Origin of the sequence: Chryseobacterium sp. CBo1 (assembly GCF_001693475.1) — a bacterium.
Classification (GTDB): Bacteria; Bacteroidota; Bacteroidia; order Flavobacteriales; family Weeksellaceae; genus Chryseobacterium; species Chryseobacterium formosense.
This window is the reverse complement of record NZ_MAUH01000001.1, coordinates 390,537-417,200: the sequence shown is the minus strand read 5'-3', so window position 1 is coordinate 417,200 and position 26,664 is coordinate 390,537. Positions and strand designations below refer to the sequence as shown.

Below are 26,664 nucleotides of genomic sequence, written 5' to 3'. Positions count from 1 at the left end.
AAGAAAAGTTTACATGAAAAGAAAAGTCCTGTTGATTTATACCGGTGGAACAATTGGTATGGAAAAAGATTACGAAACCGGAAGTCTCCGCGCGTTTGATTTTGGAAACATTTTTGAAAAAATGCCCGAAATGAAGCTTATGGAATGTGAAGTTTTCGTCCATCCTTTCGCAAAACCACTCGATTCATCAGACATGGGACCTGAAGAATGGCGAATGATTGCCAATCTGATCTTTGATAACTACAAAAAATATGATGGTTTTTTAATCCTCCACGGAACGGATACGATGTCTTACACCGCTTCGGCATTGAGTTTCATGTTAAAAGGTCTTACGAAACCGGTTATTTTAACAGGTTCCCAGCTTCCGATCGGAGATTTGAGAACTGACGCAAAAGAAAATCTTCTGACGAGTTTGTATTACGCAAGTCTTTACGAACACAATGATGCGGTTATTCAGGAGGTTGCAATTTATTTTGAATATAAATTATTGCGTGGAAATCGTACTTTAAAGTATTCCGCAGAGTATTTTGATGCGTATGCAAGTCCGAACTACCCTATTCTTGGGCAATCCGGGGTTCATTTGAAAATTGAGAAAGATAATTTATTCAGACCGGATCCGAGAATTGAATTTCATGTAGATCATCATATTTCTGAAGACGTTCTTTTCTGGAGAATTTTCCCGGGTATGAAGCTTAATCATTTTCAGGAAATTCCAAAAATGAAAGTGCTAATCTTGCAGGTTTTCGGTTCGGGAACAATTTTCAGCAGCGAAAAAACGTTGGAAACTTTACAGCAAATCAGAAATAACGGAACTGAAATCGTAGTGGTAAGCCAGTGTATTTCAGGTGGAATTTCTTTTGGTAAATATGAAAACTCTAATATTTTTGCAAGAATCGGAGCCATTAGCGGAAGAGACATGACAGCGGAAGCTGCCATTACCAAAGCGATGCACTTGATTGACAATCCTAATTACAAGGGAAGTTTTGCCGATAATTTCTCATGGAATCTTTGTGGAGAAATAAGTGAGTAATTTTAAATTAAGAATTTGCTAATTCAATAAAATAGCCTATTTTTGCAGTCTTCAAAACATAGAGAGGTGTCCGAGTGGTTGAAGGAGCTACCCTGGAAAGGTAGTATGCGGGTAACTGTATCGAGGGTTCGAATCCCTTCCTCTCTGCAAAAGCGTTGATTTTCAACGCTTTTTTTGTATTTTATTTCGAATATTATTCGTTTAAAAATCTTTAAAGTGTTTACAAATAAATAAACTCTCATTTCTGAGAGCTTATTTATTTAAAAAATTCATTAAATAATTTATTCTTTAATGAATTTTTTCTAACCAAAGTAAAACCATTTTGAATATCAATTACTTAAATTCCATTAAGAAATATAGATAACAGATTCCAAAATTTAATAGTTGATTACTTCTTAATAAACTTAGATTTAAGCAAATCTTTTCCTTTATCTTCAATAGCAATCACATAAGTACCTTTTGTCAATGCTGAAACATTAATTATTCCACCATTCATATATCCCTTACTTACTAACTGCCCCGCAACGTTATAAATTTTATATAATGCTTTATCTGAAACTTTTGTTACTTTTAAGAAATCTGTCGCTGGGTTTGGATAAATATTTATATCATTCTTTGTACTTACCTCAGATGTTGACAAAGAAGCAGCAACAATAGTAACCCTCCCGTTACCCGAAGTATCAGGATTAGAAACAAAACCGGATTGACCATACTGTATAGTTGCACCACCCGTTACACCGCCAACATAGGAAGAACCACCGCCACCGGCTCCTCCCCAGTGACCGCTACCACCACCATAATATCCACCGCCACCAGCAGTACCACCCAAAGTCCCTGTATAGTTCCCACCAGTTCCTAATGCTCCAGCTAAAGAATAAGAAGGTATCCCTCCAGTTGCAGATGTACCTCCTGCGGTTTGGCTTCCACCACCACCTGCATAAGTTGCTCCGCGACTACTTCCTCCATTACTTCCTGCAGCACCGCCTCCGTCACCTCCATTTCCAGTATAAGTACTATAACCAGTACCGCCGCCACCACCGCCAGCAACAATTATTCTGTCTGCATAGGTAGTATTTTGAGTAGTCCTGATATCAGTTCCACCACCGCCAGTTCCACCGTTATAACCCGTACTGTACGTGCCTAAACAGCCTCCACCGCCATTCCATCCACCTGGTGTTGAACTCGTTGCCGTACTTCCTTTACCTCCAACATAAATATAATAAGTTGTGGAACTAGTAACCAGTAAAGTTCCTGTACTATATCCACCTTTACCGCCTGTTCCCCTAAGTGCATCACCTCCATCAGCTCCCCACATTTCTATCTGATATGAACCTGCGGCAAGGGTTACCGATTGTACCGTTCCTGTATAAGAGAAAGTCTGTGCCTGTATTTGAGTAACAGACAAAATAGCACCAAATAATATTAAAAAAGAGGCTTTAGTTTTTAATCCCCATATTTTAAGTTTCGATTCTTGTGTAATTTTTTTCATGATTTTAATTTTAATGTGTAAACATATTCTTTAAACCAATTGCTCCCATTTTCACCGTTAAATTGGCGATTTGGTTCGCGCTTGAGGCTTTCATATAAACAGCCACTATATTTCCTGACGGATATACAGCAGTAAAATCAGACGGAGAATATATCCATTGTCTGAAATTGGAAGTTGTCTCACTTGTAAATAACATCGTATTATTTGTATAATGAGCACTACCATCATACTCATGGTAACCTAAAACTTTGCATTGATAGTTAAATGGCTAGAAAAAATAAGTAGGTTTTTTCACATTTATATAATTCTTATTAATCAAACATTAAATTCATTATTCGTTTAAATAAATGTGTTTTTACTAGATTATTTCCTGTTATTGATTTTAGGTTGAATTAAAGAAAAAAGGATTTGTAATGTTGTAAAGATGTTGTTTCATAGGCTATCATATTTAAATGTTAAAATATTGAATTAATAAACATATACATCATATATAATTAAAAATTAAATATATGAAAATAAATAATACGAAATATTTAATAAAACAGATAAATTTCATATATTCTCTTTTACTGTGAAAATCATGATAACTATAAGCTTATTCTGAACATTTATACCAGCAACATTCCACAACCTTCCTCTCTGTAAAACAAAATCCAGATCAATTGATCTGGATTCTTGCTTGAAATGCACTTTGATAAAATACATTTCGACAATATAATGATGTATGAATGTTTGGTATTTTAATGATGGTCTTCTTTCATAGCCCATTGCAGCAATTATTTGAGCTCATTTTTCTTGTTTTCTGCGGCGCGGCTTCGCCGCGCCGCAGAAAACAAGAAAAATAGCGAGTGTGGAAAGCGGGATTAAGCTCCTAAAAAACTAATTACAAACCGTAAGAAAAGTCTGGTTTCTCATATGAACCTTCATCATCGCTTCTGAGCGCAGTTCGCTGTAAATACTTTGCTGAAAAGCTTCTACACCTTTTAGTTTATAGTCGATAAAATCTGCAATTCTTACAACAGAAAAATAAAAGTTTCTGTACAGCGAAATATCGACCGTATTACCAAAAGAAGGAAGAAAGGCCTTTAAAAATGGTATTTTTTTCTGATGCAAATCGTAATCCGGACAAAAACCAGTTTTTTCTTTTGCCGTGATAATTTCATAATGGTTGATATAATCCAGAATCGTCTCATTTTCTCTCACTGAAAGCTTATTCTTCTGAAAATAGTGATGAATTCTGTCTAAAATATGCTGTGCATATTCCATCATCGTAATGGTTTTCATCTCGGAAACATTATTAATTCCTGTTTTGAAGTTTTTTGCGTTGGCGTGATTCATATTGAATGAAATTCCAAAATTTTCATGATACGGAAAGAAGTTGTTTTTTATTTCAATAACCGCATCCGCTTGCAATCTATCTTCAGAAAAATTATAACACAAATATGGTTTGTACATTTCTTTCAGATGAAGCAGGAAGTCTGTTTCACTGGTATTCTGATCATTTTCAAACCATTTTTCAAGATTATTATAATATTGCTTTTCGAATTCTCTGAAACTTAAATAAAACGGGATTTCCATAGCTCTTTATATTTTATATGGCAAAGCTATTGGCGTAAAGCGTCAAAACTTGACGTGTTTTACTTTACGATAAATATTTATAGAAAAATAGTTTTTCAGCTGAGAAAGTTGTTTGATTACAAACAAAGTGTTGGAGACATCCGTCATTCGCCGAAGGTTCCCTGCAAGTTGCGGGAGACTTGCTGCACTCTCCGGAAGTTCCCAACAAGTTGCGGGGGACTTCCTGCGTTCGCAGTTGGTCACAAACAGTGTTGTTTTAAACTTTCGCAGTACACAGGAGATTACAAACAAGATTGTTTTGCAAATAATGATCTATTTGAATTAAAAAAGTCCGGCTCTGAAAACAGAACCGGACTTCAGGATTGAAATAATGATATATGAATATAAAAAAACTTATTTCCAGCCGCCGCCTAAGCTTTTATAAATGTCGACAACGGTGCTTAACTGTTTTTCTTTAGCTTCAATGAGCTCCATTTTTGCATCCAGAGCATCTCTTTGGTTGAGTAAAACTTCCAAATAATCTGCTCTTGAATTTTTGAAAAGCTGATTAGCAATATCAATAGACTGATCTAAAGCCTGGGTTTCCTGTGACTTCAGCTGATAATACTGATCGATATTTTTCACTTTCGACATCAGGTTTGAAATATCCAGATAGGCATTCAGAATCGTTTTGTCATATTCATACAAAGCCTGAATCTGTTTTGCATCGGCGGTCTGAAAATTTGCTTTAATCGCACTTTTATTAATCAGCGGACCTGCCAGTTCGCCCACCAAATTGTAAGCAATGGATTCCGGCATTTTAACTAAATAAGAAGGTTTAAAAGCTTCCAATCCTAAAGTTGCAGAGATTTCCAATGTAGGATAAAATTCTTTTCTTGCCGCTTCAACGTCTAATTTAGCAGCTTTTAATTCCAATTCAGCTTGTTTGATATCGGGACGGTTTGCCAATAACTGTGACGGAATTCCTGTATAAACCGTTTGTGGAATAGTTGACATAAAGCTTTCTTTTGTTCTCACAATCGGTTGCGGGTAACGACCACAAAGAGCATTGATCTGATTTTCTTTTTCTGTAATCTGTTGACGGATTGTATATTCAGTTGCTTTAGATTTTGCCAGTTCAGCCTCAAACTTTTTCACTGCCAATTCCGTTGCTGCAGCCGCCTGTTTTTGGATTTTTGAAATTTCCAAAGCCCTTGTCTGCAACTTAATGTATTGTTGAATAATATCCAACTGATTATCTAATGCTAATAATTCGTAATAATTATCTGCTACTTCCTCAATCAGATTTGAAAGGACAAAATTCTTTCCTTCAACGGTCGAAAGATAATGCGCAACAGCAGCATCTTTTTCGTTTCTAAGCTTTTTCCAGATGTCGATTTCCCAGTTTGCCATTAAACCAGCTTCGAAATTACCAAGCGGATCGGGCATTTCTTTTCCGGGCTCGATTTCTGTGGTCGCATCTCCTGCTCCTTCACTTGTGTAACGACCCGCTTTTTTCACTCCGGCTCCCAATCCTGCACTTACTGTTGGCGAAAGCTTTCCTTTTTTAGCAGCGATTCCGCTTTTGGCAATTTCAATTTCCTGGAGCGTAATCATTAATTCCTGATTATTTTTCAGGGAAGTTTCAATTAATGCCACTAAATTCGGATCTGTAAAAAACTGTCTCCACGGTGTTGTTCCGCTATTACTGTTTGCATCCTGCTGCTCATTCTGATTAAAATTTTCAGGAATATTATTTTTTACTTCGTCCTGAATCACAGTTGCCATCGGAGCTTTACAACTCGCCAAAAAAAGCGAGATGGAAATGGCTGCAATATATTTATTATAAATCTTCATGTTTATCATCGTGTTGATAAGGTTCTGTTTGTTCTGTTAATGGATTTTCCTCTTCATATTTTGCCAGTCTGGTTTTGTCTGCAATCGTTCCGAAAATGTAATACAATCCAGGAATAATCATTAGTCCGAAAACGGTTCCTAAGAGCATTCCACCCGCTGCAGCAGTACCAATCGTTCTGTTTCCTACCGCTCCCGGTCCGGTTGCTAGTACTAATGGAATTAACCCCGCAACAAAGGCAAATGAAGTCATCAAAATTGGTCTGAAACGCACTGCAGCTCCTTCAATAGCTGCTTTTGCCACCGAAATTCCTTCTTCGGCTTTTTTCTGAACCGCAAATTCAATAATCAATACGGCATTTTTACCTAAAAGTCCGATGAGCATGACCATGGCAACCTGTGCGTAAATGTTGTTTTCTAAACCTAAAAGTTTTAAACATAAAAAAGCTCCGAAAATCCCTGTTGGTAATGAAAGAATTACAGGTAAAGGAAGAATAAAGCTTTCATACTGCGCCGAAAGAATTAAATAAACAAATCCTAAACAGATTAAGAAAATGTAAACAGCTTCGTTTCCACGACCAACTTCATCTTTAGAAATTCCTGCCCAGTCGATTCCGAAACCTCTCGGTAACGTTTTATCCGCAACTTCCTGGATCGCTTTAATTGCCTGTCCGGAACTGTAACCCGGAGCCGGAGTTCCGCTTACTTCCGAAGAATTGTACATATTGTGACGTGTGATTTCTGAAAGTCCGTACACTTTTTCCATGTGCATGAAGTCTGAATACGGAACCATTTGGTCTTTATCGTTTTTCACATACAATTTCATTAAATCACTCGGTAAAGCTCTATATTGCGGACCTGCCTGAACAATGACTTTATAAGGTCTGTCGAAACGGATGAAACTGGTTTCGTAATTTGAACCGATTAAAGTTGATAAATTATCCATTGCTTTTTCGATACTCACGCCTTTTTGTTCGGCTAAATCATTATCAATTTTAAGCATATATTGAGGAAAACTTGCGGAATAGAATGTAAATGCAGAACCTAGTTCAGGACGCTTTTTCAATTCTTTCACAAAGTCGGTACTCACCTGCTCCATTTTTTGGTAATCACCACTTCCTGCTTTATCGAGAAGTCTTAATTCAAATCCACCTGCGGCACCATAACCCGGAATTGAAGGCGGCTGGAAGAATTCAATATTGGCTCCCGGAATATTTTTGGCTTTTTCTTCAAGCTTTTCAATGATTTCGGCGGCAGATTCTGAACGTTCTTCCCAACTTTTAAGATTAATCAAACATGTTCCTGAGTTTGAACCTGTTCCTTCCGTCAGAATTTCGTAACCCGCAAGAGATGAAACAGACTGTACTCCGTCAATATCTTCAGATTCTTTCAATAATTCTCTTGCAATCTGATTTGTTCGTTCTAATGTAGAACCCGGCGGCGTCTGAATAATCGCATAAATCATTCCCTGGTCTTCACTCGGAATAAATCCTGAAGGCAATGAGTTGCTTAAAAAGTAAGTACACGCACAGAAAATCAGCAATAAAGGAAGCGTAATGAATTTTTTAGTTACTGTTTTGTTCAATAACTTTTCATATTTTCCAGCTCCTTTATTGAATACATTGTTGAATTTATCTAAAAGAATCGTGATCGGACTTTTTTTCTTAGCTTTTCCGTGGTTATTTTTAAGAATTAAAGCACATAAAGCCGGAGTTAAAGTTAATGCTACAACTCCCGAAAGAATGATTGACGAAGCCATTGTAATCGAAAACTGACGGTAGAAAACTCCAACCGGACCCGACATAAATGCCACCGGAATAAATACCGCTGCCATAACCAAAGTGATGGCGATAATTGCTCCACTGATTTCATGCATTGCTTCTTCAGTTGCCTTTAATGCAGAAAGTCCTTTCTCTTCCATCTTAGCGTGAACGGCTTCAATTACCACAATCGCATCATCGACGACGACACCAATTGCCATTACCAATGCGAAAAGCGAAATCATATTTAAAGTAATTCCAAATGCGGACATAACAGCGAAAGTTCCTACCAAGGAAACCGGAACTGCAATCGCCGGAATCAACGTTGAACGCCAATCTCCCAAGAATAAGAATACAACAATCGCTACCAAAATAAAGGCTTCAAATAAAGTGTGAACTACTTTCTCAATTGAGGCATCCAAGAATCTTGAAACGTCATAACTGATGTCATAATGCATTCCTTTCGGAAAATTGGTTTTTTCCAATTGAGCCATCAACGTTTTTACATTTTTGATAACGTCACTTGCATTGGAACCATAAGATTGTTTAACGGTAATTGCCGCAGATGGTTTTCCGTTTAGTGTAGAATAAATATCGTACATCGAAGAACCAAATTCGATATCAGCGACATCTTTTAATCTCACAAATTCTCCGGCAGATTTAGCTTTTAAAATGATATTTCCGTAATCTTTTTCATTATTAAAACGTCCGGAATATTTTAGAATGTACTCAAAAGACTGAGAACGTTTTCCTGAACTCTCGCCAGTTTTCCCGGGAGAAGCTTCTAAACTTTGCTGGTTCAAAGCTTCCATTACTTCATCTGCTGAAATATTATAAGCTGTCAATCGATCTGGTTTCAGCCAAATACGCATTGCATATTCTCTCGTTCCCAAAATATCGGCAAAACCTACTCCGCTTACCCTTCTCAGTTCAGACATTACGTTGATATCGGCATAGTTGAAAAGGAATTTCTGGTCAGCTTTCGGATCGTCACTGTACAGGTTAATGTACATCAACATATTCGGTTCTTCACGGGTAATTTTTACCCCTTCACGCACAACCAAAGGCGGAAGTTTATTGACGGCAGAAGAAACACGGTTTTGAACATTTACTGCTGCAACGTTCGGGTCTGTTCCCAGATCGAAAACCACCTGAATGGAAGTTTCACCATCATTTCCGGCGTCTGAAGTCATGTATTTCATTCCAGGAACACCGTTTAATGAACGTTCTAAAGGAATCACAACGGCTTTAACCAGCAATTCGTTGTTCGCACCAGGATAGGTTGCTGTAATATTTACTTTTGGCGGAGAAATCGCAGGAAACTGTGTAATCGGAAGCTTCATTAATGATAAAACTCCCATAAATACAATAATCAGCGAGATTACAATCGACAGAACAGGTCTGCGTATGAATTTTTTAAACATAAAAATGTTGGGTGTTAGATGTTAGATGACGGATGTTTGATATGCTGAACACTTGTAAAATCATTTATCAATCATCTATTATCATTTATATTTACTCTGCTTTTAATTTTAAAGACTGAAGGACTTTCTTCGGATCTTGTAATTTCACTTTTACTTTTTGGTCATCTTTTACTTTCTGAACACCATCCAACAAGATTTTATCGGTTTCTGATAATCCTGAAGCGACTACGTACAAATCAGGAAGCTCATACGCAACTTTGATATTCTTAGATTTGGCAACACCGTTTTTATCAATCACAAAAACATATTTCTGATCCTGAATTTCGTAGGTTGCTTTTTGTGGAATAATCAAAGCGTTTTTCAATGGCATTGTCATTCTGATCTTCCCTGTTTCTCCGTTTCTCAATAGTTTTTGAGGATTTGGAAACTTAGCTCTGAAAGCGATATTTCCGGTTTCGTTATCAAACTGACCTTCAATGGTTTGAATTTCTCCGGTTTGATTAAACATTTCACCATTCGCCATCATTAAATTGACATTTTGGTTTCCGCGATCTGCAATGTGAGTCTGATAATTTAAATATTCAGGTTCCGAAACATTGAAATATGTATAAATGTTTGTATTGTCTGAAAGAGTTGTTAAAAGCTCTCCTTCATCTACCAGACTTCCCAATTTCAAAGGAATTCTGTCGATAACTCCTGAAAATGGAGCTTTTATATCTGTAAATGATAGGTGAATTTGTGCCAATTTCATTTCTGCATTTGCGGCATCCAATTTAGCTTTAGCCATTAATCTTTCATTTTTAGAAACAATATTATTGTCGGATAATGTACTTGCATTTCTCAGTTCGATGGAAGCCTGCTCTACTTCAGCTTTGGCTTTTAACAATTCAGCCTGATACAACTGAGGCATTATTCTGAACAAAGTTTGCCCCTTTTTCACATACTGACCTTCGTCTACATATATTTTTTCAAGAAAGCCTTTTTCCTGAGCACGGACTTCAATATTTTTAACGGATTGAATCTGGGCGACGAAATCTTTATTAATAATCGTATCCATTTTTACGGGCGTTGTTACCGGATACACAGAATCTTCCTGCTTTTCTTCGTGTTTGTTGTTACAGCTTGATAACAACAGTAATGTGCCGAGAGCGACCAAAGATGCTACTCTTTTCATAAGTATATTTGTTTGAATTAAAATTGACCTACGAAATCACCATATATTGGCAGATACCAAGGATCGTGATCTCATATTAGTGAGGGATAATAAAATTTGAATGGTAGATGTGTTTTAGACACACAGAATTATTCTGTCTTTAGGTAAGACAAAATATTATTTGAGTCAGAAAATTTTATATTCTGATTGACCGAATAAAAATGAATCTTTTTACAGAAAGAATATCTGTAATAAAGTGATGGATATTTGGTTTAAATCTTTTCTGATATTTTAAACCAAACAAATAAATCAGCCCGAAAACACTGGCAAATACAATAATTGTTTTTGCAACGTCTGAAATCTGAAAACTAGCTTCATCCAACTCCAATGAAGCAGCATCTACATTATCGATCTGCTGCTGCACAGAAATTTTTTCTAAGGTCTGATTGAGACGATTTATTCTTTTCGGAAGATTTTGAGAAGTATGACCTACATAGTCATTACGCAATGTATTTGTATTAAGCCTGCTTTCTACTACGAATAGCAGAAATAAAGCGGTAAGAAAATAAATTATTGCGTTTTTCATTTGAAGCCACAAATGTAAGCCGAGTTTTATTAAACTTAAAATCAATTAACAAAATTTAACTGTAATTTAAATTAGCTAAAAGCGATTAAATGCATTTATATTAAAAAAAAATTAAGCAAAAATCTATATACTCGGTATAAAATTTGCTTGCAATAGACAAACTACAAATAAATTGGGTGGAAAATAAATTAATTCAGTTATTTTATCAAAATTTAACATATATTGTTAAAAAAAATTGTAATTTTACAATCAATATTAAACACCATTTTCATGAATTTTCAAAACAACAATTATTATGAAAAAAGTAGTAGTCATTTTATTTTCAGGTCTTTGTACCTTATCAGTAACAGCATGTAAACATTCTGCAAAAGATCCTGATCTTAATGCAGCAGCTACCCCAACTTCCACGATCACTAATGATGAAATTGTAAAGGAAACAATTACCGATCGTCACGGTGATGAAATGGAAATTATTACCAATAAGACTAAAAATAGTGTGATTGTACGTTTAAACGGGCAATCTTACGAGCTTCATAAAAATTTTGAAAATCCCGGTTTTTCTACTACAGATAACAAATATTCATACACTGAAACTAAGCATGAAGTCACCTTTCTGAAAAAAGATGCAGATATGGTTTTATTTCATGGGAAAAGAGATCAAGCCGCCACAAAATTGGCTTCACAATAAAAAATAAAGACGCTTTTAAACAGCGTCTTTTTTATTGAACCTTTCGAGTGATATTTCTTCAGGCAAAGGAATATTGTTTTCGATGTAATCAAATAGTGATTTTGAGAAAAAGCAACCATTTAGAATCCCCCTTGCTCCTAAACCGTTAAAAACAAAGAAATTTTTATATTCCGGATGATGCCCTATGATTGGTCTTCTGTCTTTTACTGTAGGTCTGAAGCCAAAATGAACTTCTTTAATTTCGAAATTGTGAGGATAAAATTCCGACAGACCTCTTTGCAGCTGTTCAACTGCAGAATCGTCTATATCGTGATGCAACTGTTCACGATCGTAAGTTCCGCCATAAAAATGAAGTTCGCTTTCCAAAGGAAACAAGAAATGTTTCTTTTTAATGGTAATATCCTGCGGAAGTAATTCAGAAAGTTTTACACGGATGTGATGTCCTTTGTTAGGAATTACCGCAATATCCGAAAAATAAGGATTTTCTTTCACGCCCATCCCCTCACAAAACAGAATTTTTTTAAAATGAAAGTCTTTATATATGGAATCTGAAATATTTATTTCTGAATAATTCAATTTTTCTTTGATCAAATGACCGTTGCTTTCCAAAAAACTCATTACTCCATTGAAAAAACCCTTAACATTAAGGCGAGCTGACTGGTTTACCTTTCCTGTGAGAAAGTCGTTTTTTACTACATTTAAATGATCAAATTTTTTGTCTAAAAAGTTTTTCAATTCAGTATTTTCGGCTTTTTTCACCCAAAGCTTCTGTTCATTTTCGTCATGGAAAATTCTGTGAATAGGTGAATCTATTAAATAATTTTCACCTGTATAAGTTTCTATATCCTTTAAAGACTTTTTCAAAAAATCAATTTGCTCCTGAGCTTTCCAGAATGTGGTAAATTTCTTCAGCACAACAGGATTGACAATTCCCGCTGAAATTTGTGAAGCACTTTTCTTTTGTTCGGAAAATACAACAAATGATTTGTTATTTAAAATTAGCTGATGTGCAAAAAACAATGCTGCATAACCATCACCAACTATAATGTAATCGACATTTTTCATAATAAAAAAACCTGAGTAAAAGTACTCAGGTTTTTTATAAATATCAAGTGAAATTTAGTAATTCCACATATCGTTCTCCATTTGAAGAATCTGATCTTTGATTCTTTGACTTTCAGCCAATTGCTCTTCAGCATTCTGAGGAACATAATCCTTAATTGTACCATCACCAAGACCGTTTGAAGACTTGTAGATGATTGAAGAGAATCTTCTTGCATTGATGATATCATCAAAAGATAAATCCGCTGAAGAATTTGCTCTGTTGAATACATAATTGTTTGCTAAGATTTCTCTTGCTTTTGGATAATATACCCAGAACAGATCAATAAGTTCGTCTTTACCTGCAATTGGTTTCCCTTCTGCATCGTAAACACCCTGAACAGCCGGATCTGGTCCCATTGCAGCAATACCAAGAGGTCTGTATTTCATCTGACCATCTCTCTTATCAATAAACCACATACCCATAATTTTCAAAACTTTTACTTTTTCAGTAGTCGTTTGGAAAATATCTGTATATTCTTTTCTCTCCTGCTCTGTAAGTTGTCTTCCTGTAGCCATAATATCAACAGCTGCATCGTTTAAAACAACCTTTTCAAGTCTAGCTTTAATGGCATCCGGAGTTAATTTGATTGAAAAATTTTCATCATCATAAACTTCCTCAATTTGTCCACTCAAAGCAGCATCTAATAATATCTGGTATAAAGATCTTGTCGTTTTAGATAGAAGCCCGTTCGGATTATCATAGTAGAAAGGCTGATTAATCTTATCATTAAGATCAATTACTTCCCATACCATCATACTTTTCAAGACATCTTTCTCATCCACAAAACCATATTCTAGAGGAGTAATCTTATTGCTAATAACAGTATCTCCCACTTTCTTCATATTTTCAGCTCTCATCTGTCTGAATTCTTCCGGAGAAGAAGCATTTAGAATGCTTTGAGAAAATGCAAATCCAGAAGCTAAAACTAAAAGACTGCTAATATATTTTTTCATAATAATTCTATTTAATCTTATGGAACATTAATAACGATTGGAGTAATTCTTTTAATAGGACCCTCTAATCCTTGAGCTGTCGCTTTAATTTCAATAATTGAAACAACATCACCTGGTCTTACATTTTTCAATAAACCTTCAGCTGCATCAAGTGTATTACCTTTAACAAGCATTGCCGCTTTACCAGGAACTTTCACCATGAATTCTGTAACAGTAAACGATACTGGGAAATCAAAGTCAGGAATAGCTGCTTGTACAGTCTGATTCTTGATTGAAGTTGCCGGCATAGTAAGAGAATTTTGTCCTCTCATCTGACCTTGTGGCGGTGGTACGTTTTTAATTCTGTATTCAAATACCTGTGAAACTCTCTTACCTGTAGGATCAGTACCAGAAAGAGTTAAGTTAATTGTATTACCGGTTGTTGGTTTTACATTCCACTTGCCTTTACCTGCACTAGATACATTTCCACTAGAAGCTGTTAATGATAGTTGAGCATTATCTGCACCAAGAATAGATCCTGAAACAGGGTTTTGTAATCCTCTATACATTACATTCATCTTATCAGCAGAAAGCAATAATCCTTGCTCAAGTTTTACCTGTTGAGGACCAGCGATTACATTATAAGTATGTGTGAACGGGAATTGCTGAGCTTTTCCTGTAGCATCTGTTAATGTAATTACACCACCGATCTTTTTCTCCCCAAGACCTCCTGTATTTAAAGGAAGATAACCTTTACCGTTTTCTTGTCTGCTTACTCCGCTAATACTGATCTTGCTACTGTTTGAATAGTTACCTAACATTACAACTGCTTCGGCTTTTTTACCAGCCTGAACATCTGTAGGCGCAGAAACGATCGCTTCATAACTTGTAAACTTGATACTTGCATCAACTTTTTCCTGAAGCATCAACGCCAATGCATCTGACTGTACGTTTCTTGCATCATTCTGAATAATCTCTAAATTGGAAATTGCAGCGATAAGTGGTTGGTGGTAGAATTTATTCTGAAACCAAGTTTTACCGTTCGGAGATTTTCCGTTTGCATATTCTGCACTTAGAGAAGCATTTGCTCTGTCAACTAATTTTTGTAACTGAGGATTCTTTCCGAAAGTAGCATTGATATAATTTTTTACATCATCCATTTTCTTTTTCAGTTCCATCGCATTCGCAGAAGGAGTGTTCTCATCACCTTCTTTGAAAAAATATTCAGTAGTCGCTTCATTATTGTTCAAAGCAGAGAAATTCTCGCTGATATCCATATCTTTTCCGGTTTTCGGATCTTTATCATGGAAATCTGAATTTTTCTTAACAGCATCTTTGCTATCCTGAGCATATTTTACCAAGACATTAATTTTCTCTCTAAGCGTTTTATACTGTTCCCATGGTTCAGCGTAAGTATCTGGTACTTGCTGAGCTTTCGCCTCAAGAGTTTTCTCGAAAATATCTTCGTTCTTCTGTTCTGTTAATAATCTCGTTGCATTTAATGATCTTGTAGAATCATAGTACGATCTGATAATTTCAACATCAATATTTAGGGCCATCATCGCGATGAACACCAAATACATAAGGTTGATCATCTTCTGACGTGGAGTCTGTTTTCCTTTTGCCATTCTCTTTTCTTTAGTTTTGTTTAATTAATGGTTAAGGATTATGACTTCATAGCAGTTAACATACCACCGTAAACTCTGTTTAAGCTGTTTAAGTTAGTTGTTAAACCTTGTAATTCTTGATTAAACTTCTCAGATTGCTCTGCTGATTTCTGCATATCTTCAACATATTTCTTAGCGAAATCAGATTGTTTCTGACCATTTTCCAACTGCATAGCATAAAGAGCATTCATGCTTTCCATGTGTTGAGCAGCTTTGTTTAATTGATCATTGTATTTGTGAGTAGAAGCAGATACATCCACAGTTTGGTTGATCTGATCTACAGAGCTTGAAAATTTATCGATACCTGTTCTTAATCTGTCAAAAAGTTGCACATCAAGTTTAGCATCCTGAAGCATTTTATCTAACTTCCCTGAAAGAGAGTTTTCTAATTCTGCCAAATGCGAATTAGCATTTTTTGAAGACACATTAGAATGTAAAGGGTTGGGGTTTGCATGCTTATCTAATAATTCAGGATAAACATTTTCCCAAGCATAAGACTCTTCGTTTTTTGGAGGGTCGAAAGCAAAGATGATGAAGATAATTGCCTCAGTAATAAGCCCCACTGTAAGAGCGATGTTACCATTAATTGGTCCCAGAGTAATGTGAGTAATTTTAAGCCAAGCTCCAAGAATTACAATTGCAGCACCGAATGAATAAAAGAAATTCATCCAAGCATCTTTAGTCTTAAACATATAAGTTAGTTTTTTTTAAGTTTTAAAATAAATTGATAGTAAAATAATTTGAGCAAAATTATCTGTTAACTCTTTTCGCTTTAACAGCAGCTTCAGGAATATCTTGTACTGTTCTGAAACCGATATAACTTCTCGCAGAGTCTTTGTATTCCCAGTCTCTTGCTCCTGTCATCAACATATAACCAACATCTTTCCAAGAACCTCCTCTTACAGATTTCTTAGTATCTGTTTTAGATTTTGTAGAAGGATTTAAAGTAGAAGAGAATGTGTAAGAAGAATTATCATATCCTGAAATCGTCCACTCAGAAACGTTACCTGCCATATCAAATAATCCGAAAGAATTCTTTTTGAATTTCTTCACTGGAGCAGTGTAAGTGTACGTTCCTTTTTTCTCGTCTTCCATATAGCTACCTCTTTTTGGTTTGAAGTTAGCCAAATAACAACCTCTGTCATCCATTAAATAAGGACCACCCCAAGGATAAGTAGCATTTTGCTTACCTCCTCTTGCTGCGTATTCCCATTCCATTTCGTTTGGTAAACGGAATACTAAAGGTCTTTGTTTTCTTCTTTTTAAGCTTTCGTTATAATCAGATTTCAATTTAGATCTGAAGTTACAGTAAGCTCTTGCCTGATCCCAAGTTACACCAACTACAGGGTAGTCTTTGTAAGCTTTATGCCAGAAATACTGCTCGAATAACGGTTCATTATAAGTAAAGTGGAAATCGTTTACCCAAACTGTTGTATCAGGATAGATTGCAATACTTTCGCTTCTAAGGAAGTTTACACCTCTCTCATTATCAGCGATTGCAGCATCCATATCTCCCCACTTGTAATTGTATTTTAATTTACTTACATCAATAAGTCTTTCGCTACCAACTCTTGAAGAAGCCGGTAAATACATAGACTCCAAAACTTCAGCATATTCAACATCCGGATATTTAGACGTGCTCCAATGCAATGGAATTTTCCAGTCTAATCTCTTTGTATCATCATAGTCATCTCTACCTCCTGCTCCTTCTAAATATTCCTGATATGGTGTTAAATTTTCTTCTTTTTTAGCAAGATAAGCATAGTCTCCGATGCTTTGTCCTCTACCACGACCATCACCTCCTTCACCTGCAGCTTCAGCAAGCATTGTTCTAGCGATAGAATCTCTTACATAATTAATGAAAACTCTGTATTCTGCATTTGTAGTTTCAGCTTCATCCATAAAGAAAGGAGCTACAGTTACCGTTTTCAATGGTGCAGTTTCGCCATTATTGGTAAATGATTCATCAGCCATACCTGCAATAAAGGAACCGCCAGGAATTGCCACCATACCATAAGGTCTTTCTGCAACAAATGATTTTGTTTTTTCTCTTGGTATCAATTCTCCTTTTGTTCCCGGTTTACCTACCGAAGAGGCTCCCCCACCTGAACAAGATACCGATGCTACCGACGCAGACAATAATAAAAGAAATATCCTTTTCATGTTAATTTTTATAATTAAGCCGTAAATATATAATTTTTTTAAGAAACTTTTAAGATTTTTTTTGGAATAACGAAAAAAATCTAAATTTATTTTATTTCCAAGTACATTTTACTCTACTGTTACCGATTTTGCAAGATTTCTTGGCTGATCGACATTCGCTCCTCTGTATACTGCTATATAATAAGCCAGAAGTTGTAGTGGTACTGAAGCAACAATCGGAGAAAAACATTCTGATGTTTCAGGGATTTCGATCACATAATCTGCCATCGCGCTTACCTGAGTATCTCCCTTGTTTACTACAGCGATCACTTTTCCTTTTCTTGCTTTAATTTCCTGTACATTGCTCACAATCTTATCATAATGTCCTTTTTTAGGAGCAATGATAACAATCGGCATGTTTTCATCGATCAATGCAATCGGACCGTGCTTCATTTCTGCAGCAGGATATCCTTCGGCGTGAATGTAAGAGATTTCTTTTAATTTCAGAGCACCTTCCAAAGCAGCAGGATAATTATAGCCTCTTCCTAAATAAAGGAAGTTTGTTGCGTTTATAAAGTCTTTAGCAATATTTTGACTAAGCTCGTGAGTTCCTTCTAATACCTCTTCAATTTTTTTAGGTATTGCATCCAATTCAGAGATAAGACTCATGAATTCTGCATTTCCTAAGTTTCCATTATGTTTTCCTAATTTTAATGCAATTAAAGAAAGAATAGTCAATTGAGCCGTAAATGCTTTTGTAGAAGCCACACCAATTTCCGGTCCTGCGTGCGTATAAGATCCCGCATCTGTAATTCTTGCAATCGAAGAATCTACAACATTACAGATACCATATATAAATGCACCTCTCTCTTTAGCCAATTTCAAAGCAGCCATTGTATCTGCCGTTTCTCCTGACTGAGAAATTGCGATAACAACATCTTTATCGGTAATAATAGGATTTCTGTATCTGAATTCTGAAGCATACTCTACTTCAACAGGAATTCTGGCAAATTCCTCAATTAGATATTCACCGATGAGACCAGCATGCCAAGAAGTACCGCAAGCGATAATAATAATTCTGTTGGCATTTTTAAACCTTTCAACGTGATCCCAGATTCCTGCCATTTTAATGACTCCTTCATTTACAATAAGTCTTCCTCTCATTGTATCGTGGATCGATTTTGGCTGTTCGAAAATTTCTTTTAGCATGAAATGCTCAAATCCTCCTTTTTCGATTTGCTCTAAACTTAATTTAAGCTCCTGAATTTCAGGAATAATTTTAGAGTTATCCTGAATTGTTCTGATGTCAACACCTGATTCTAAAGATATTGTCGCCATATGACCTTCTTCAAGATAAATAGCTTCCTTAGTAAATTCAACGAAAGGAGATGCATCTGATGCAATGAAATATTCTTTTTCGCCAATTCCGATTGCTAAAGGCGAACCTAATCTTGCAACCACCAAAAGTCCAGGATAATCTTCGTGCATTACTGTAATTGCATAAGCTCCGTAAACTTCGTTCAGCGCATATCTTACCGCTGTAGGAAAATCTGTTTCAGCATTTAAATCAGTAAAATACTGGATCAAATTAACCAAAACTTCCGTATCGGTTTCAGATTTGAATGAAAATCCTTTATCAATAAGCATTGTTTTAATTGTATCATAGTTTTCGATGATACCATTATGAACAATTGCAATTTTTCCGTTATTAGAAACATGAGGATGGGAATTTCTGTCACTTGGAACTCCGTGAGTTGCCCAACGCGTGTGTCCCATTCCTATTTTCGCCGTTCCTTTTAAATTATTTGAAATATTTACAAGGTCATCAACTTTACCTTTAGTTTTTTCTACACTAAAGCTGTTGGCTGTATTTTCTAAAACAATTCCGGCACTGTCGTAGCCTCTGTATTCTAATCTTCTAAGACCATTGATAACAATATCATAGGCATCCTGAAAACCTGTATAACCAACTATTCCGCACATAATTAAATCAAGTGTATTTTTTTAAATATTATTTTGTACCGTAAGTTACTCTTAACTTAGCATTTTTAACATTTGAAGGATCCGTCCCTACGAAAACGGTTCTTCCCATAGAGAAAGGTCTTGATGTATATTTGAACCCTGCAAGACTACCCGCTGAAGTAGAGATAAACTGTGCAAGATCAATTTTATAAAATTTGTCTTTATAATCTTTCCCAGATTCAACAATATCTTTTAAAGATTGTGTAACAGTGAATTCATAATAGTATCCTTCTGTTGTATCATAAGTTCTAAAAGGAACAAATGTAGATGCACTTCCCAAAACACTGTAATCTGTTGTATAATCAAAAACTGTTTTTCCATTTGTGTCTTTATCTCCCTGAAGGATTGTAAAGGCAGAAGGTTTTGCATAAGGATTCGACCAAACAGTATCATCGATATACAATCTGATTTTTGCACTGATAATGGCAGCTTTTTGATCCTGATACATTTTTTTAAGCTTATCGATGGTAGGTGCTGGTAATTTTACTCCTATTGAGTTTCCTCCCATTCCTTGAGCGTATAGTTTTTTGTCTCCTATAGTTTGATCTCCGAAACTATACTGTAGTGCACCGCTTCTGTCATACTGATAATATCCAGAATGTGCGTTTGCACTTCCAATGGAGAATGAATATTTTAACTGAGGCCTTGTGTTTGTACCATTTTCATCCTTATCATTTTTATAATACATGATCAGTTCCATATCGTTTGGATAGAACTGGAAAAGGTAACCATCACTTTCCTCTACAGAAATTTTCAATCCTCTGAAATATCTGATGAAGTTGGAAACATCTTTCAATTCCGGCTGACCTTTTTTAGCGATAATTTTAGACTGGAAAAAAGTAGGAGATAAAGGAATTCTGAAACCAGCTGCAGAGGAAAATAGTGAAGAACCATCAGAATCTTTAGTAATCGTAATCGCATTTACGTTACCCGAAAATTCTTTTGAACCTAAAACCGTTGAGTTTACAGCGAAATTTGTATTAGAATAGACAGGGTCATTATATCCGTTCATGAAATCAATAACTTCCTGTACTTGAATGTTCATTTTTTTCTTAGCCTTACCGTATTTTACAGCTGGATAAGTATTGACAACTTTTTTAGCATCGACATTACCATCCGAATAGACATAATTTTCATCCGTGGTTGTAGTAATTGAATCTGAACGATAAATAGGCTTAAGAACCAAAACTACAGAATCCACCACCGCATTTGTTCCGAAGTCGGGATCATTTGCAGGTAATCTCAACTGGGTAAAGTAGGTCGCTTTCTGCATCCCAAACTGACTTTCATTAAAAGCACCCAAAACACCTGTAGCAGAAGTATTGGCTGTAGAACCCAAAAGATTATACAGTGTATTTGCATCTGCTCTGATGGTATCATTATTACTTATATTATAAGCAGTAATATCATAAGGAACTTCTTTTCCGTTTGCCGCACCATCCAAAAACAGCTGCTCACCAAGAGAATCCGGTTCCGGCTCACAATTATAAACCAATACACCACCTAAAATCATTAAAGAAAGGATGGTGAAAATTTTTCTAATATTATAAATCATCAAAATGTATATTAATATAATTTACTGATAGAATCTACATCCAGGTATTCAGATTTTGATGTAGAAGTTTCGTTGAATGCTTTGTCCAGTTCTCCGTCTAAGAATTCATCTCCTTTTACCACTTCATCCACATAGTTCATACTTTCGATCACGAAACTTTGAAAGCTAGGATTATTTAACGCATTTAAATCTGAAATATTATCAAACTTCAGTTTTTCTCCTACGTTTGAAGCCAAAGGCGCATCCTTTTCATTATATAATGAAAGAACAATTTTAGCATCTTTGAAGTAAGAATCAGATTTGTAGTAAGTTTTAAGGTATACAGGCACGAATGAAGACATCCACCCGTTAAGATGAATAACATCCGGAACCCAGTTTAGTTTTTTAATAGTTTCAATCACACCGCGTGCAAAGAAGATGGCTCTTTCGTCGTTATCCTCAAATGCTACACCTTCGTCATCGAAATAGTATTGTTTTCTTTTGAAGTATTCTTCGTTATCGATGAAATAAACCTGAAGTCTTTCCCCCGGTAAAGAAGCTACTTTAATAATTAAAGGCTGATCTAAATCGTTAATAATAATATTCATTCCCGAAAGGCGAATCACCTCATGAAGCTGAAATTTCCTTTCACTTATCTGTCCGAATCTTGGCATAAAAACTCTTACATCATTGCCTTCTTGGTGCATTTTAAGTGCCATTTTGTTTACCACCGCTGCTAAATTTGTATCTTCCTGATAAGGGTACATCTCTGTGGTAATGTACAGTATTTTCTGATTGGGCATATAATTTTATCTAATTTTGAATAATGCTTTAATGTGCAAAATTACGAAAAAACATTCAACATTATTGTAATTAACATTTTTTTACGATAGTTGTAGGTATTATTGTATTAAAACTAAAATTGAATCCCTCAATATTTAGTATTTTTGAATTGTTATTAAAATAAACTATGGAAATTCTAAAAAACAGAAAAACGCTTCAGGATTTCGTTGAAAGACAGAAAGAAATGGGTAAAAGAATTGGTTTTGCTCCGACAATGGGTGCTTTACACAAAGGCCATCTTTCGCTGTACGAGGCTGCAAGAAAAGAAAACGATCTTGTAATTTCTTCAATTTTTGTTAATCCAACACAGTTTAACAATGCTGAAGATCTGGAAAAATATCCGAGAGATGTGGAACGTGATATATTAATTCTTGAAAATTCAGAATTAGTAGATGCTGTTTACATCCCGCAGGTTGAAGACATTTATCCTGAAAAAACAGAAAGCCAGCATTATGATTACGACGGACTGGAAAATGAGATGGAAGGAAAATCAAGACCGGGACATTTTGACGGTGTAGGAACCGTAGTCGAAGAACTTTTCAGACAGGTAAAGCCAGACAATGCTTATTTTGGCGAGAAAGATTTTCAGCAATTGGCCATCATCCGAAAAATGGTTGAGAAAAAACAGCTCCCTGTAAAAATAACAGGAGTTTCAATTTACAGAGCAGAAAGCGGTTTGGCATTAAGCTCTAGAAACCAACGCCTCAGTGAAGAGAGAAGAGAAGACTCAAAAATCATCTATGAAATTCTGGTTAGTGTGAACCGTTGGTTCAAGTTAAAATCAATCGCAGAAATCAAAGAAAAAGTGAAAGAAATTCTCAGCACGCAATCCGGAATGGAATTGGAATATTTTATGATTGCAGATGAGAATACTTTAAAAGAAACCGAAACTGTTGAAGATTCAAAATCGTACAGAGCATTTATAGTAGTGAATGTAGACGGAGTACGCCTAATCGACAATATGCATGTAGGTTAATACAAAAATCAAAGGCTTCCTGACGGAAGCCTTTGAACACCAAATCACAAAATATTAATATGAAAAAAATTTACTTTTCAGTAAACTTGTGACCCGGCTGGGATTCGAACCCAGGACCCATACATTAAAAGTGTATTGCTCTACCAGCTGAGCTACCGAGTCGGTCACATAAAATTAACGTTGACAAATATAAAAATTTATTTTACATAATATCAATTATTAATTAAATATTTTTTTCTGCAGTGCCTGCGACTGGACTCGAACCAGCACATCCTTAGGAAACCACCCCCTCAAGATGGCGTGTCTACCAATTTCACCACGCAGGCAAAAAAATTACTTGATTTGTAATATTTTTTGCTAGTGACCCGGCTGGGATTCGAACCCAGGACCCATACATTAAAAGTGTATTGCTCTACCAGCTGAGCTACCGAGTCGGCCACTTTATTATCAAGTTTCATTGTTAAGTAATGTCCCTTGTTTTTAGTGGTGCAAAGATAGGACTTTTTTCATTATCTCAAAACTTTTTCGCAAATTTGTTTAAAATAAATTCATGGTAATTTCACTGATTGGATACATGGGAAGTGGCAAATCTCACATTTCCAAAATATTAAGCGACAAAATAAATTTTAAACTAATTGACCTCGATAAAGAAATTTCCTGGCGAAATAAATTAACCATCCCTGAAATTTTCGAGAAAAAGGGCGAGATCTACTTTAGAAAGCTGGAAAGAGAGACGCTGGAAGAAATTCTGGCAACCCAGGAAAACATTGTTTTGAGTCTTGGAGGAGGAACTCCGGCTTATTATAATAACATGGAAATTATCAACCATAATTCTAAAAGCATTTTTCTGAGAGCTTCTATCTCTACACTGGTTGAAAGACTTTCGAAACAGAAGGAGAAAAGACCTTTGATTGCCAAAATAACGGATGAAGATCTTCCCGAGTTTATTGCAAAGCATTTGTTTGAAAGAAATATTTTTTACAGTAAAGCTCAGTTTAGCATTAGTACAGATAACAAAACTCCCGAAGACATTGTAAAAGAAATAACAGAAAAGCTCTATCTCTAGAGCTTTTTCTTTTTAAGTATAATTAATTGTCGTTTTCAGATTCTGAATCATCACCTGTTTCTCCGAAGAAATCGTCCCAATCTGTAAAATCTGCTGCCACATCATTTTCCACATAATCATCCATATCACGTCTGTCTTTTTTAGTAGGACGCCCTTCACCTCTGTTTCGGTAATAATCCTGAGACATTTTACGCATTTTCAATAATTCATATTGTTCTTTGTCGGTAACATCTTTGATATGAAGCGGAACCAACTTAGCTCCAAGTCTGCTTTTAGGAATCTGAATGACTTTAATCTTATAGTCGATTTGATTTTTACGGATCTTAATCACATCGCCTTCTTTCACCTCCTTCGAAGACTTCACCACAGACTCACCTATAGAAACCCTGTTCTTCTTTATTTCGTCGGTAGAGATGGTTCTGGTCTTATAAAATCGAATACTCCATAAAAATTTATCTATTCTCATATTTTTTTATACTTTTGTCGTTATATTATTTGTAAAGTAATTAAAGTTTTTTGAAATGAAAAAAATATTTTTGTATATCCTTGCAGGATCATTGTGTTTCGCGGCTTGTAAAAAGGATGATGAAGTGGAAACTTTTGTAGAACCCGAAGACATTAATGTAAGAAACTCATACGATGAGCAGGCTATACAGAAATTCATGGATAACAACTATCTGGATTCTCAGGGAAATATAAAAGCTTTCAGCAGCACAGACGCATCTGATGATAATGAGAAAAAGCTTTCTCAATTAAGCCCACAAACGCTTCCTTCCGGAGTTATCTATATTAAAAGAGACGGGGCTCAGCCCAACCCGGGAGTGACTTTGAATACCGATTCATCATCTACCGATGCAACTCTTATTAAAACAATGATGAGAGCCAACTATTATCTTGCAACAGATGCAGACGGAAATGTAGCACTAACGTATTACGGAAGCTTACTGAATACTTTGGACGGAAGCGGTTCGCCTTATACAGATCCTACATTTTATTATGCTAAGAAAAGTCTTCTATCAGATACGAAACCTCGTAGTTATTATGAAATTCCAGGGTTTAAAGAGGGCTTAAAATACTTTCAAGGATATAACAATCTTCCTAATAGTGAACTTCCCAACCTGCAAGGTGTGATTATTGTTCCGTCAAAAGCGGCTTTCGCAAGAAACGACAATTATTACGGTCTTAAAAACATTACTTTTGTTTTCAATTTCCAAATTTATAATGCACAGACAAGACCTGCAGATCAGCAATAAAACTAAAACTTATAAAAAACACTTCAGACATCTGAAGCGTTTTTTGTTTGGTTCTATCTTACATTTCCTAAAATATCAGGGAAATATTTATCTGAAAGATGTTCAAATTCATCACCTCGCATAAACATTGAGGCATCAACTTCTTCGTAAGAGCTTCTTCCTGCCGCGGCAATCAGTTCATTACAAGTATGAAGCGTATTTTTATGGAAATGATATACTCTTTCTGCTTTGTCGGTTACATCAAGTCCTTTGATCAACATTTTATCCTGAGTTGCCACACCGGTGGGACAGTTATTATTATTGCACCTCAAAGCCTGAATGCATCCCAGAGAAAACATAAATCCTCTTGCATTGTTACACATATCCGCTCCCATCGCAACAGCTCTCAGAATATCTAAACTGGTGAGAACTTTTCCGCTTGCAATCACTCTTAGTTTATCTCTTAAATTATAATTTTTCAGTGTTCTGTTTACGAAAATCAAAGCCGGTTCCAAAGGCATTCCTACTCCGTCTGAAAATTCGGGTGGGGCAGCTCCTGTTCCACCTTCTGCCCCATCAATCGTAATAAAATCAGGATAGATTTTTAAAACATTCATCTGAACGCAAATGTCTTCAAATTCTTTAGTATCACCAATACACAATTTAAATCCAATAGGTTTTCCACCGGAAAGCTCTCTCAGCTGTTTTACAAAATTTAATAATCCTGCTGCATTAGAAAAAGATGAATGGGAAGGTGGTGATATGATCGTCATTCCCGGTGTGACGTGACGAATTTTTGCAATCTCAGGCGTATTTTTTACTCCGGGTAAAACTCCGCCATGACCTGGTTTTGCGCCTTGAGATAATTTAATTTCAACCATTTTCACATTCGGAAGTGTAGAATATTTTGTAAACAATTCAGGATTAAATTTACCTTCATCATCTCTACAGCCAAAATATCCCGTCCCGATTTGCCAACAGAGATCTCCTCCTTCCAGATGATGTGGAGAAATCCCTCCTTCTCCTGTGTTATGATAAAAGTTTCCTTTTTTTGCCCCTCTGTTTAACGAAATCTGTGCTCTATCACTTAATGCCCCGAAACTCATTGCCGAAATATTAAATAATGAAGCATGATAAGGCTGAGAACACTGCTCTCCACCCACCCAAACCCGAGGAAGTTCTTCTTTGGGAGACTTTGCATAAATAGAATGTTTTATTCCTTCATATTTTCTGTGATTCACCTCTAATTGAGTTCCGAAAGGAACGGTATCGCTAAGGTTTTTTGAACGTCTGTACACAGCAGAACGCTGATTTCTCGGAAAAGGTTTTCCGTCTGTTTCTCGTTCGATAAAATATTGCTGCATTTCGGGCGAAATACTTTCGAAAAAATACCTGAAGTATCCTAATACAGGGAAGTTTCTTAAAATAGCGTGCTTGGTTTGATATGTATTATAAACACCTAAAATATAAACCGCTGTCAAAAAAGTTGGAATCCAATAATGTGCTCTGATCAGCAATGCTATCACCCATGTAGCAATTACCAATACAATTCCCCAAGATAAAAACTTATCTCTCATAAGAATGTAGATTTAAAAATGTTAAAG

General features: G+C 35.8%; 22 protein-coding genes and 4 tRNA genes. 6 read left to right on the top strand and 20 right to left on the bottom strand.

Annotated features, from left to right (window positions below):
• Positions 1 to 13 precede the first annotated feature (13 nt).
• Together BA768_RS02100 and BA768_RS02095 are read left to right on the top strand one after the other, a co-directional pair.
• On the top strand, positions 14 to 1,030 hold the full coding sequence (locus BA768_RS02100) for an asparaginase (RefSeq protein ID WP_065719505.1): 1,017 nt from the start codon (positions 14 to 16) through the stop codon (positions 1,028 to 1,030).
• A 60-nt stretch (positions 1,031 to 1,090) separates the two neighbouring features.
• A tRNA-Ser gene (locus BA768_RS02095) sits at positions 1,091 to 1,177 on the top strand.
• Positions 1,178 to 1,418: 241 nt separating this feature from the next.
• Here BA768_RS02095 and BA768_RS02090 read toward each other — a convergent pair.
• From BA768_RS02090 to BA768_RS02055, 7 genes are all read right to left on the bottom strand, one after another.
• Entirely contained in the window at positions 1,419 to 2,519 is a 1,101-nt protein-coding gene (locus tag BA768_RS02090) for a glycine-rich protein (RefSeq protein WP_065719504.1), read from the bottom strand.
• A 10-nt stretch (positions 2,520 to 2,529) separates the two neighbouring features.
• Positions 2,530 to 2,715 (bottom strand): hypothetical protein, encoded by a 186-nt coding sequence (locus tag BA768_RS02085; RefSeq protein WP_034674066.1) that lies wholly within the window; start codon positions 2,713 to 2,715, stop codon positions 2,530 to 2,532.
• Between the two features lie 683 nt (positions 2,716 to 3,398).
• A complete protein-coding gene (locus tag BA768_RS02075; RefSeq protein WP_034674064.1) occupies positions 3,399 to 4,097 on the bottom strand; it encodes a hypothetical protein in 699 nt (232 codons plus the stop codon).
• Between the two features lie 393 nt (positions 4,098 to 4,490).
• Positions 4,491 to 5,933, bottom strand: a complete 1,443-nt coding sequence (locus BA768_RS02070; RefSeq protein WP_034674062.1) for a TolC family protein — start codon at positions 5,931 to 5,933, stop codon at positions 4,491 to 4,493.
• Positions 5,920 to 9,114 (bottom strand): efflux RND transporter permease subunit, encoded by a 3,195-nt coding sequence (locus BA768_RS02065; RefSeq protein WP_034674060.1) that lies wholly within the window; start codon positions 9,112 to 9,114, stop codon positions 5,920 to 5,922. The genes BA768_RS02070 and BA768_RS02065 overlap by 14 nt, the downstream gene beginning before the upstream one ends.
• A gap of 91 nt (positions 9,115 to 9,205) precedes the next feature.
• Positions 9,206 to 10,288: an efflux RND transporter periplasmic adaptor subunit gene (locus BA768_RS02060; protein ID WP_065719502.1), complete on the bottom strand. Its 1,083-nt coding sequence runs from the start codon at positions 10,286 to 10,288 to the stop codon at positions 9,206 to 9,208.
• Positions 10,289 to 10,463: 175 nt separating this feature from the next.
• Positions 10,464 to 10,853 carry a hypothetical protein gene (locus tag BA768_RS02055; RefSeq protein WP_034674057.1) on the bottom strand — a complete coding sequence of 130 codons (390 nt, stop codon included), beginning with the start codon at positions 10,851 to 10,853 and terminating at the stop codon, positions 10,464 to 10,466.
• 295 nt (positions 10,854 to 11,148) lie between these two features.
• Between BA768_RS02055 and BA768_RS02050 the strand changes: the two genes are divergently transcribed.
• Positions 11,149 to 11,541 (top strand): hypothetical protein, encoded by a 393-nt coding sequence (locus tag BA768_RS02050; protein WP_034674056.1) that lies wholly within the window; start codon positions 11,149 to 11,151, stop codon positions 11,539 to 11,541.
• A gap of 15 nt (positions 11,542 to 11,556) precedes the next feature.
• On the opposite strand, the gene BA768_RS02045 is transcribed toward BA768_RS02050, so the two are convergent.
• The 8 genes from BA768_RS02045 to BA768_RS02010 all read right to left on the bottom strand — a co-directional run bounded on the left by BA768_RS02045 (position 11,557) and on the right by BA768_RS02010 (position 21,746).
• Entirely contained in the window at positions 11,557 to 12,606 is a 1,050-nt protein-coding gene (locus tag BA768_RS02045) for an NAD(P)/FAD-dependent oxidoreductase (RefSeq protein WP_065719501.1), read from the bottom strand.
• Between the two features lie 54 nt (positions 12,607 to 12,660).
• Positions 12,661 to 13,599: a gliding motility protein GldN gene (gene gldN / locus BA768_RS02040; protein ID WP_034674052.1), complete on the bottom strand. Its 939-nt coding sequence runs from the start codon at positions 13,597 to 13,599 to the stop codon at positions 12,661 to 12,663.
• A 17-nt stretch (positions 13,600 to 13,616) separates the two neighbouring features.
• Positions 13,617 to 15,206 carry a GldM family protein gene (locus BA768_RS02035; RefSeq protein WP_065719500.1) on the bottom strand — a complete coding sequence of 530 codons (1,590 nt, stop codon included), beginning with the start codon at positions 15,204 to 15,206 and terminating at the stop codon, positions 13,617 to 13,619.
• A 38-nt stretch (positions 15,207 to 15,244) separates the two neighbouring features.
• Complete coding sequence (gene gldL / locus BA768_RS02030) at positions 15,245 to 15,937, bottom strand: gliding motility protein GldL (protein ID WP_065719499.1); 693 nt, start codon at positions 15,935 to 15,937, stop codon at positions 15,245 to 15,247.
• Between the two features lie 58 nt (positions 15,938 to 15,995).
• Positions 15,996 to 17,408, bottom strand: coding sequence for a gliding motility lipoprotein GldK (gene gldK, locus BA768_RS02025; RefSeq protein ID WP_065719498.1), 1,413 nt, complete (start codon positions 17,406 to 17,408; stop codon positions 15,996 to 15,998).
• A 108-nt stretch (positions 17,409 to 17,516) separates the two neighbouring features.
• Positions 17,517 to 19,370 (bottom strand): glutamine--fructose-6-phosphate transaminase (isomerizing), encoded by a 1,854-nt coding sequence (glmS, locus tag BA768_RS02020; RefSeq protein WP_065719497.1) that lies wholly within the window; start codon positions 19,368 to 19,370, stop codon positions 17,517 to 17,519.
• Between the two features lie 28 nt (positions 19,371 to 19,398).
• The gene (locus BA768_RS02015) at positions 19,399 to 20,964 is read right to left on the bottom strand and encodes a DUF4270 family protein (protein WP_065719496.1); all 1,566 of its coding nucleotides are present in this window, start codon (positions 20,962 to 20,964) and stop codon (positions 19,399 to 19,401) included.
• 11 nt (positions 20,965 to 20,975) lie between these two features.
• Entirely contained in the window at positions 20,976 to 21,746 is a 771-nt protein-coding gene (locus BA768_RS02010; protein ID WP_034674040.1) for a glycogen/starch synthase, read from the bottom strand.
• Between the two features lie 167 nt (positions 21,747 to 21,913).
• Between BA768_RS02010 and panC the strand changes: the two genes are divergently transcribed.
• A complete protein-coding gene (gene panC, locus BA768_RS02005) occupies positions 21,914 to 22,762 on the top strand; it encodes a pantoate--beta-alanine ligase (protein WP_065719495.1) in 849 nt (282 codons plus the stop codon).
• 89 nt (positions 22,763 to 22,851) lie between these two features.
• On the opposite strand, the gene BA768_RS02000 is transcribed toward panC, so the two are convergent.
• From BA768_RS02000 to BA768_RS01990, 3 genes are all read right to left on the bottom strand, one after another.
• A tRNA-Lys gene (locus BA768_RS02000) sits at positions 22,852 to 22,924 on the bottom strand.
• An 81-nt stretch (positions 22,925 to 23,005) separates the two neighbouring features.
• Positions 23,006 to 23,088 (bottom strand) — tRNA-Leu (locus BA768_RS01995).
• A 35-nt stretch (positions 23,089 to 23,123) separates the two neighbouring features.
• A tRNA-Lys gene (locus BA768_RS01990) sits at positions 23,124 to 23,196 on the bottom strand.
• A 116-nt stretch (positions 23,197 to 23,312) separates the two neighbouring features.
• Between BA768_RS01990 and BA768_RS01985 the strand changes: the two genes are divergently transcribed.
• The gene (locus BA768_RS01985) at positions 23,313 to 23,828 is read left to right on the top strand and encodes a shikimate kinase (protein ID WP_034674037.1); all 516 of its coding nucleotides are present in this window, start codon (positions 23,313 to 23,315) and stop codon (positions 23,826 to 23,828) included.
• A gap of 22 nt (positions 23,829 to 23,850) precedes the next feature.
• Here the strand turns inward: BA768_RS01985 and BA768_RS01980 are convergent, their stop codons facing one another.
• On the bottom strand, positions 23,851 to 24,294 hold the full coding sequence (locus BA768_RS01980) for an RNA-binding S4 domain-containing protein (protein WP_034674035.1): 444 nt from the start codon (positions 24,292 to 24,294) through the stop codon (positions 23,851 to 23,853).
• A 55-nt stretch (positions 24,295 to 24,349) separates the two neighbouring features.
• Here BA768_RS01980 and BA768_RS01975 point away from each other — a divergent pair, with 55 nt between their 5' ends.
• Positions 24,350 to 25,081: a hypothetical protein gene (locus BA768_RS01975; protein WP_034674032.1), complete on the top strand. Its 732-nt coding sequence runs from the start codon at positions 24,350 to 24,352 to the stop codon at positions 25,079 to 25,081.
• A gap of 53 nt (positions 25,082 to 25,134) precedes the next feature.
• On the opposite strand, the gene BA768_RS01970 is transcribed toward BA768_RS01975, so the two are convergent.
• Positions 25,135 to 26,637, bottom strand: coding sequence for an FMN-binding glutamate synthase family protein (locus tag BA768_RS01970; protein ID WP_034674030.1), 1,503 nt, complete (start codon positions 26,635 to 26,637; stop codon positions 25,135 to 25,137).
• Positions 26,638 to 26,664: the final 27 nt, after the last annotated feature.

Bases quoted from the DNA above. Each gene is read 5' to 3' on its own strand.
- BA768_RS02100 (WP_065719505.1), top strand. From the start codon at position 14: ATGAAAAGAAAAGTCCTGTTGATTTATACCGGTGGAACAATTGGTATG.
- BA768_RS02090 (WP_065719504.1), bottom strand. From the start codon at position 2,519: ATGAAAAAAATTACACAAGAATCGAAACTTAAAATATGGGGATTAAAA.
- BA768_RS02085 (WP_034674066.1), bottom strand. From the start codon at position 2,715: ATGTTATTTACAAGTGAGACAACTTCCAATTTCAGACAATGGATATAT.
- BA768_RS02075 (WP_034674064.1), bottom strand. From the start codon at position 4,097: ATGGAAATCCCGTTTTATTTAAGTTTCAGAGAATTCGAAAAGCAATAT.
- BA768_RS02070 (WP_034674062.1), bottom strand. From the start codon at position 5,933: ATGAAGATTTATAATAAATATATTGCAGCCATTTCCATCTCGCTTTTT.
- BA768_RS02065 (WP_034674060.1), bottom strand. From the start codon at position 9,114: ATGTTTAAAAAATTCATACGCAGACCTGTTCTGTCGATTGTAATCTCG.
- BA768_RS02060 (WP_065719502.1), bottom strand. From the start codon at position 10,288: ATGAAAAGAGTAGCATCTTTGGTCGCTCTCGGCACATTACTGTTGTTA.
- BA768_RS02055 (WP_034674057.1), bottom strand. From the start codon at position 10,853: ATGAAAAACGCAATAATTTATTTTCTTACCGCTTTATTTCTGCTATTC.
- BA768_RS02050 (WP_034674056.1), top strand. From the start codon at position 11,149: ATGAAAAAAGTAGTAGTCATTTTATTTTCAGGTCTTTGTACCTTATCA.
- BA768_RS02045 (WP_065719501.1), bottom strand. From the start codon at position 12,606: ATGAAAAATGTCGATTACATTATAGTTGGTGATGGTTATGCAGCATTG.
- gldN (WP_034674052.1), bottom strand. From the start codon at position 13,599: ATGAAAAAATATATTAGCAGTCTTTTAGTTTTAGCTTCTGGATTTGCA.
- BA768_RS02035 (WP_065719500.1), bottom strand. From the start codon at position 15,206: ATGGCAAAAGGAAAACAGACTCCACGTCAGAAGATGATCAACCTTATG.
- gldL (WP_065719499.1), bottom strand. From the start codon at position 15,937: ATGTTTAAGACTAAAGATGCTTGGATGAATTTCTTTTATTCATTCGGT.
- gldK (WP_065719498.1), bottom strand. From the start codon at position 17,408: ATGAAAAGGATATTTCTTTTATTATTGTCTGCGTCGGTAGCATCGGTA.
- glmS (WP_065719497.1), bottom strand. From the start codon at position 19,370: ATGTGCGGAATAGTTGGTTATACAGGTTTTCAGGATGCCTATGATATT.
- BA768_RS02015 (WP_065719496.1), bottom strand. From the start codon at position 20,964: ATGATTTATAATATTAGAAAAATTTTCACCATCCTTTCTTTAATGATT.
- BA768_RS02010 (WP_034674040.1), bottom strand. From the start codon at position 21,746: ATGCCCAATCAGAAAATACTGTACATTACCACAGAGATGTACCCTTAT.
- panC (WP_065719495.1), top strand. From the start codon at position 21,914: ATGGAAATTCTAAAAAACAGAAAAACGCTTCAGGATTTCGTTGAAAGA.
- BA768_RS01985 (WP_034674037.1), top strand. From the start codon at position 23,313: ATGGTAATTTCACTGATTGGATACATGGGAAGTGGCAAATCTCACATT.
- BA768_RS01980 (WP_034674035.1), bottom strand. From the start codon at position 24,294: ATGAGAATAGATAAATTTTTATGGAGTATTCGATTTTATAAGACCAGA.
- BA768_RS01975 (WP_034674032.1), top strand. From the start codon at position 24,350: ATGAAAAAAATATTTTTGTATATCCTTGCAGGATCATTGTGTTTCGCG.
- BA768_RS01970 (WP_034674030.1), bottom strand. From the start codon at position 26,637: ATGAGAGATAAGTTTTTATCTTGGGGAATTGTATTGGTAATTGCTACA.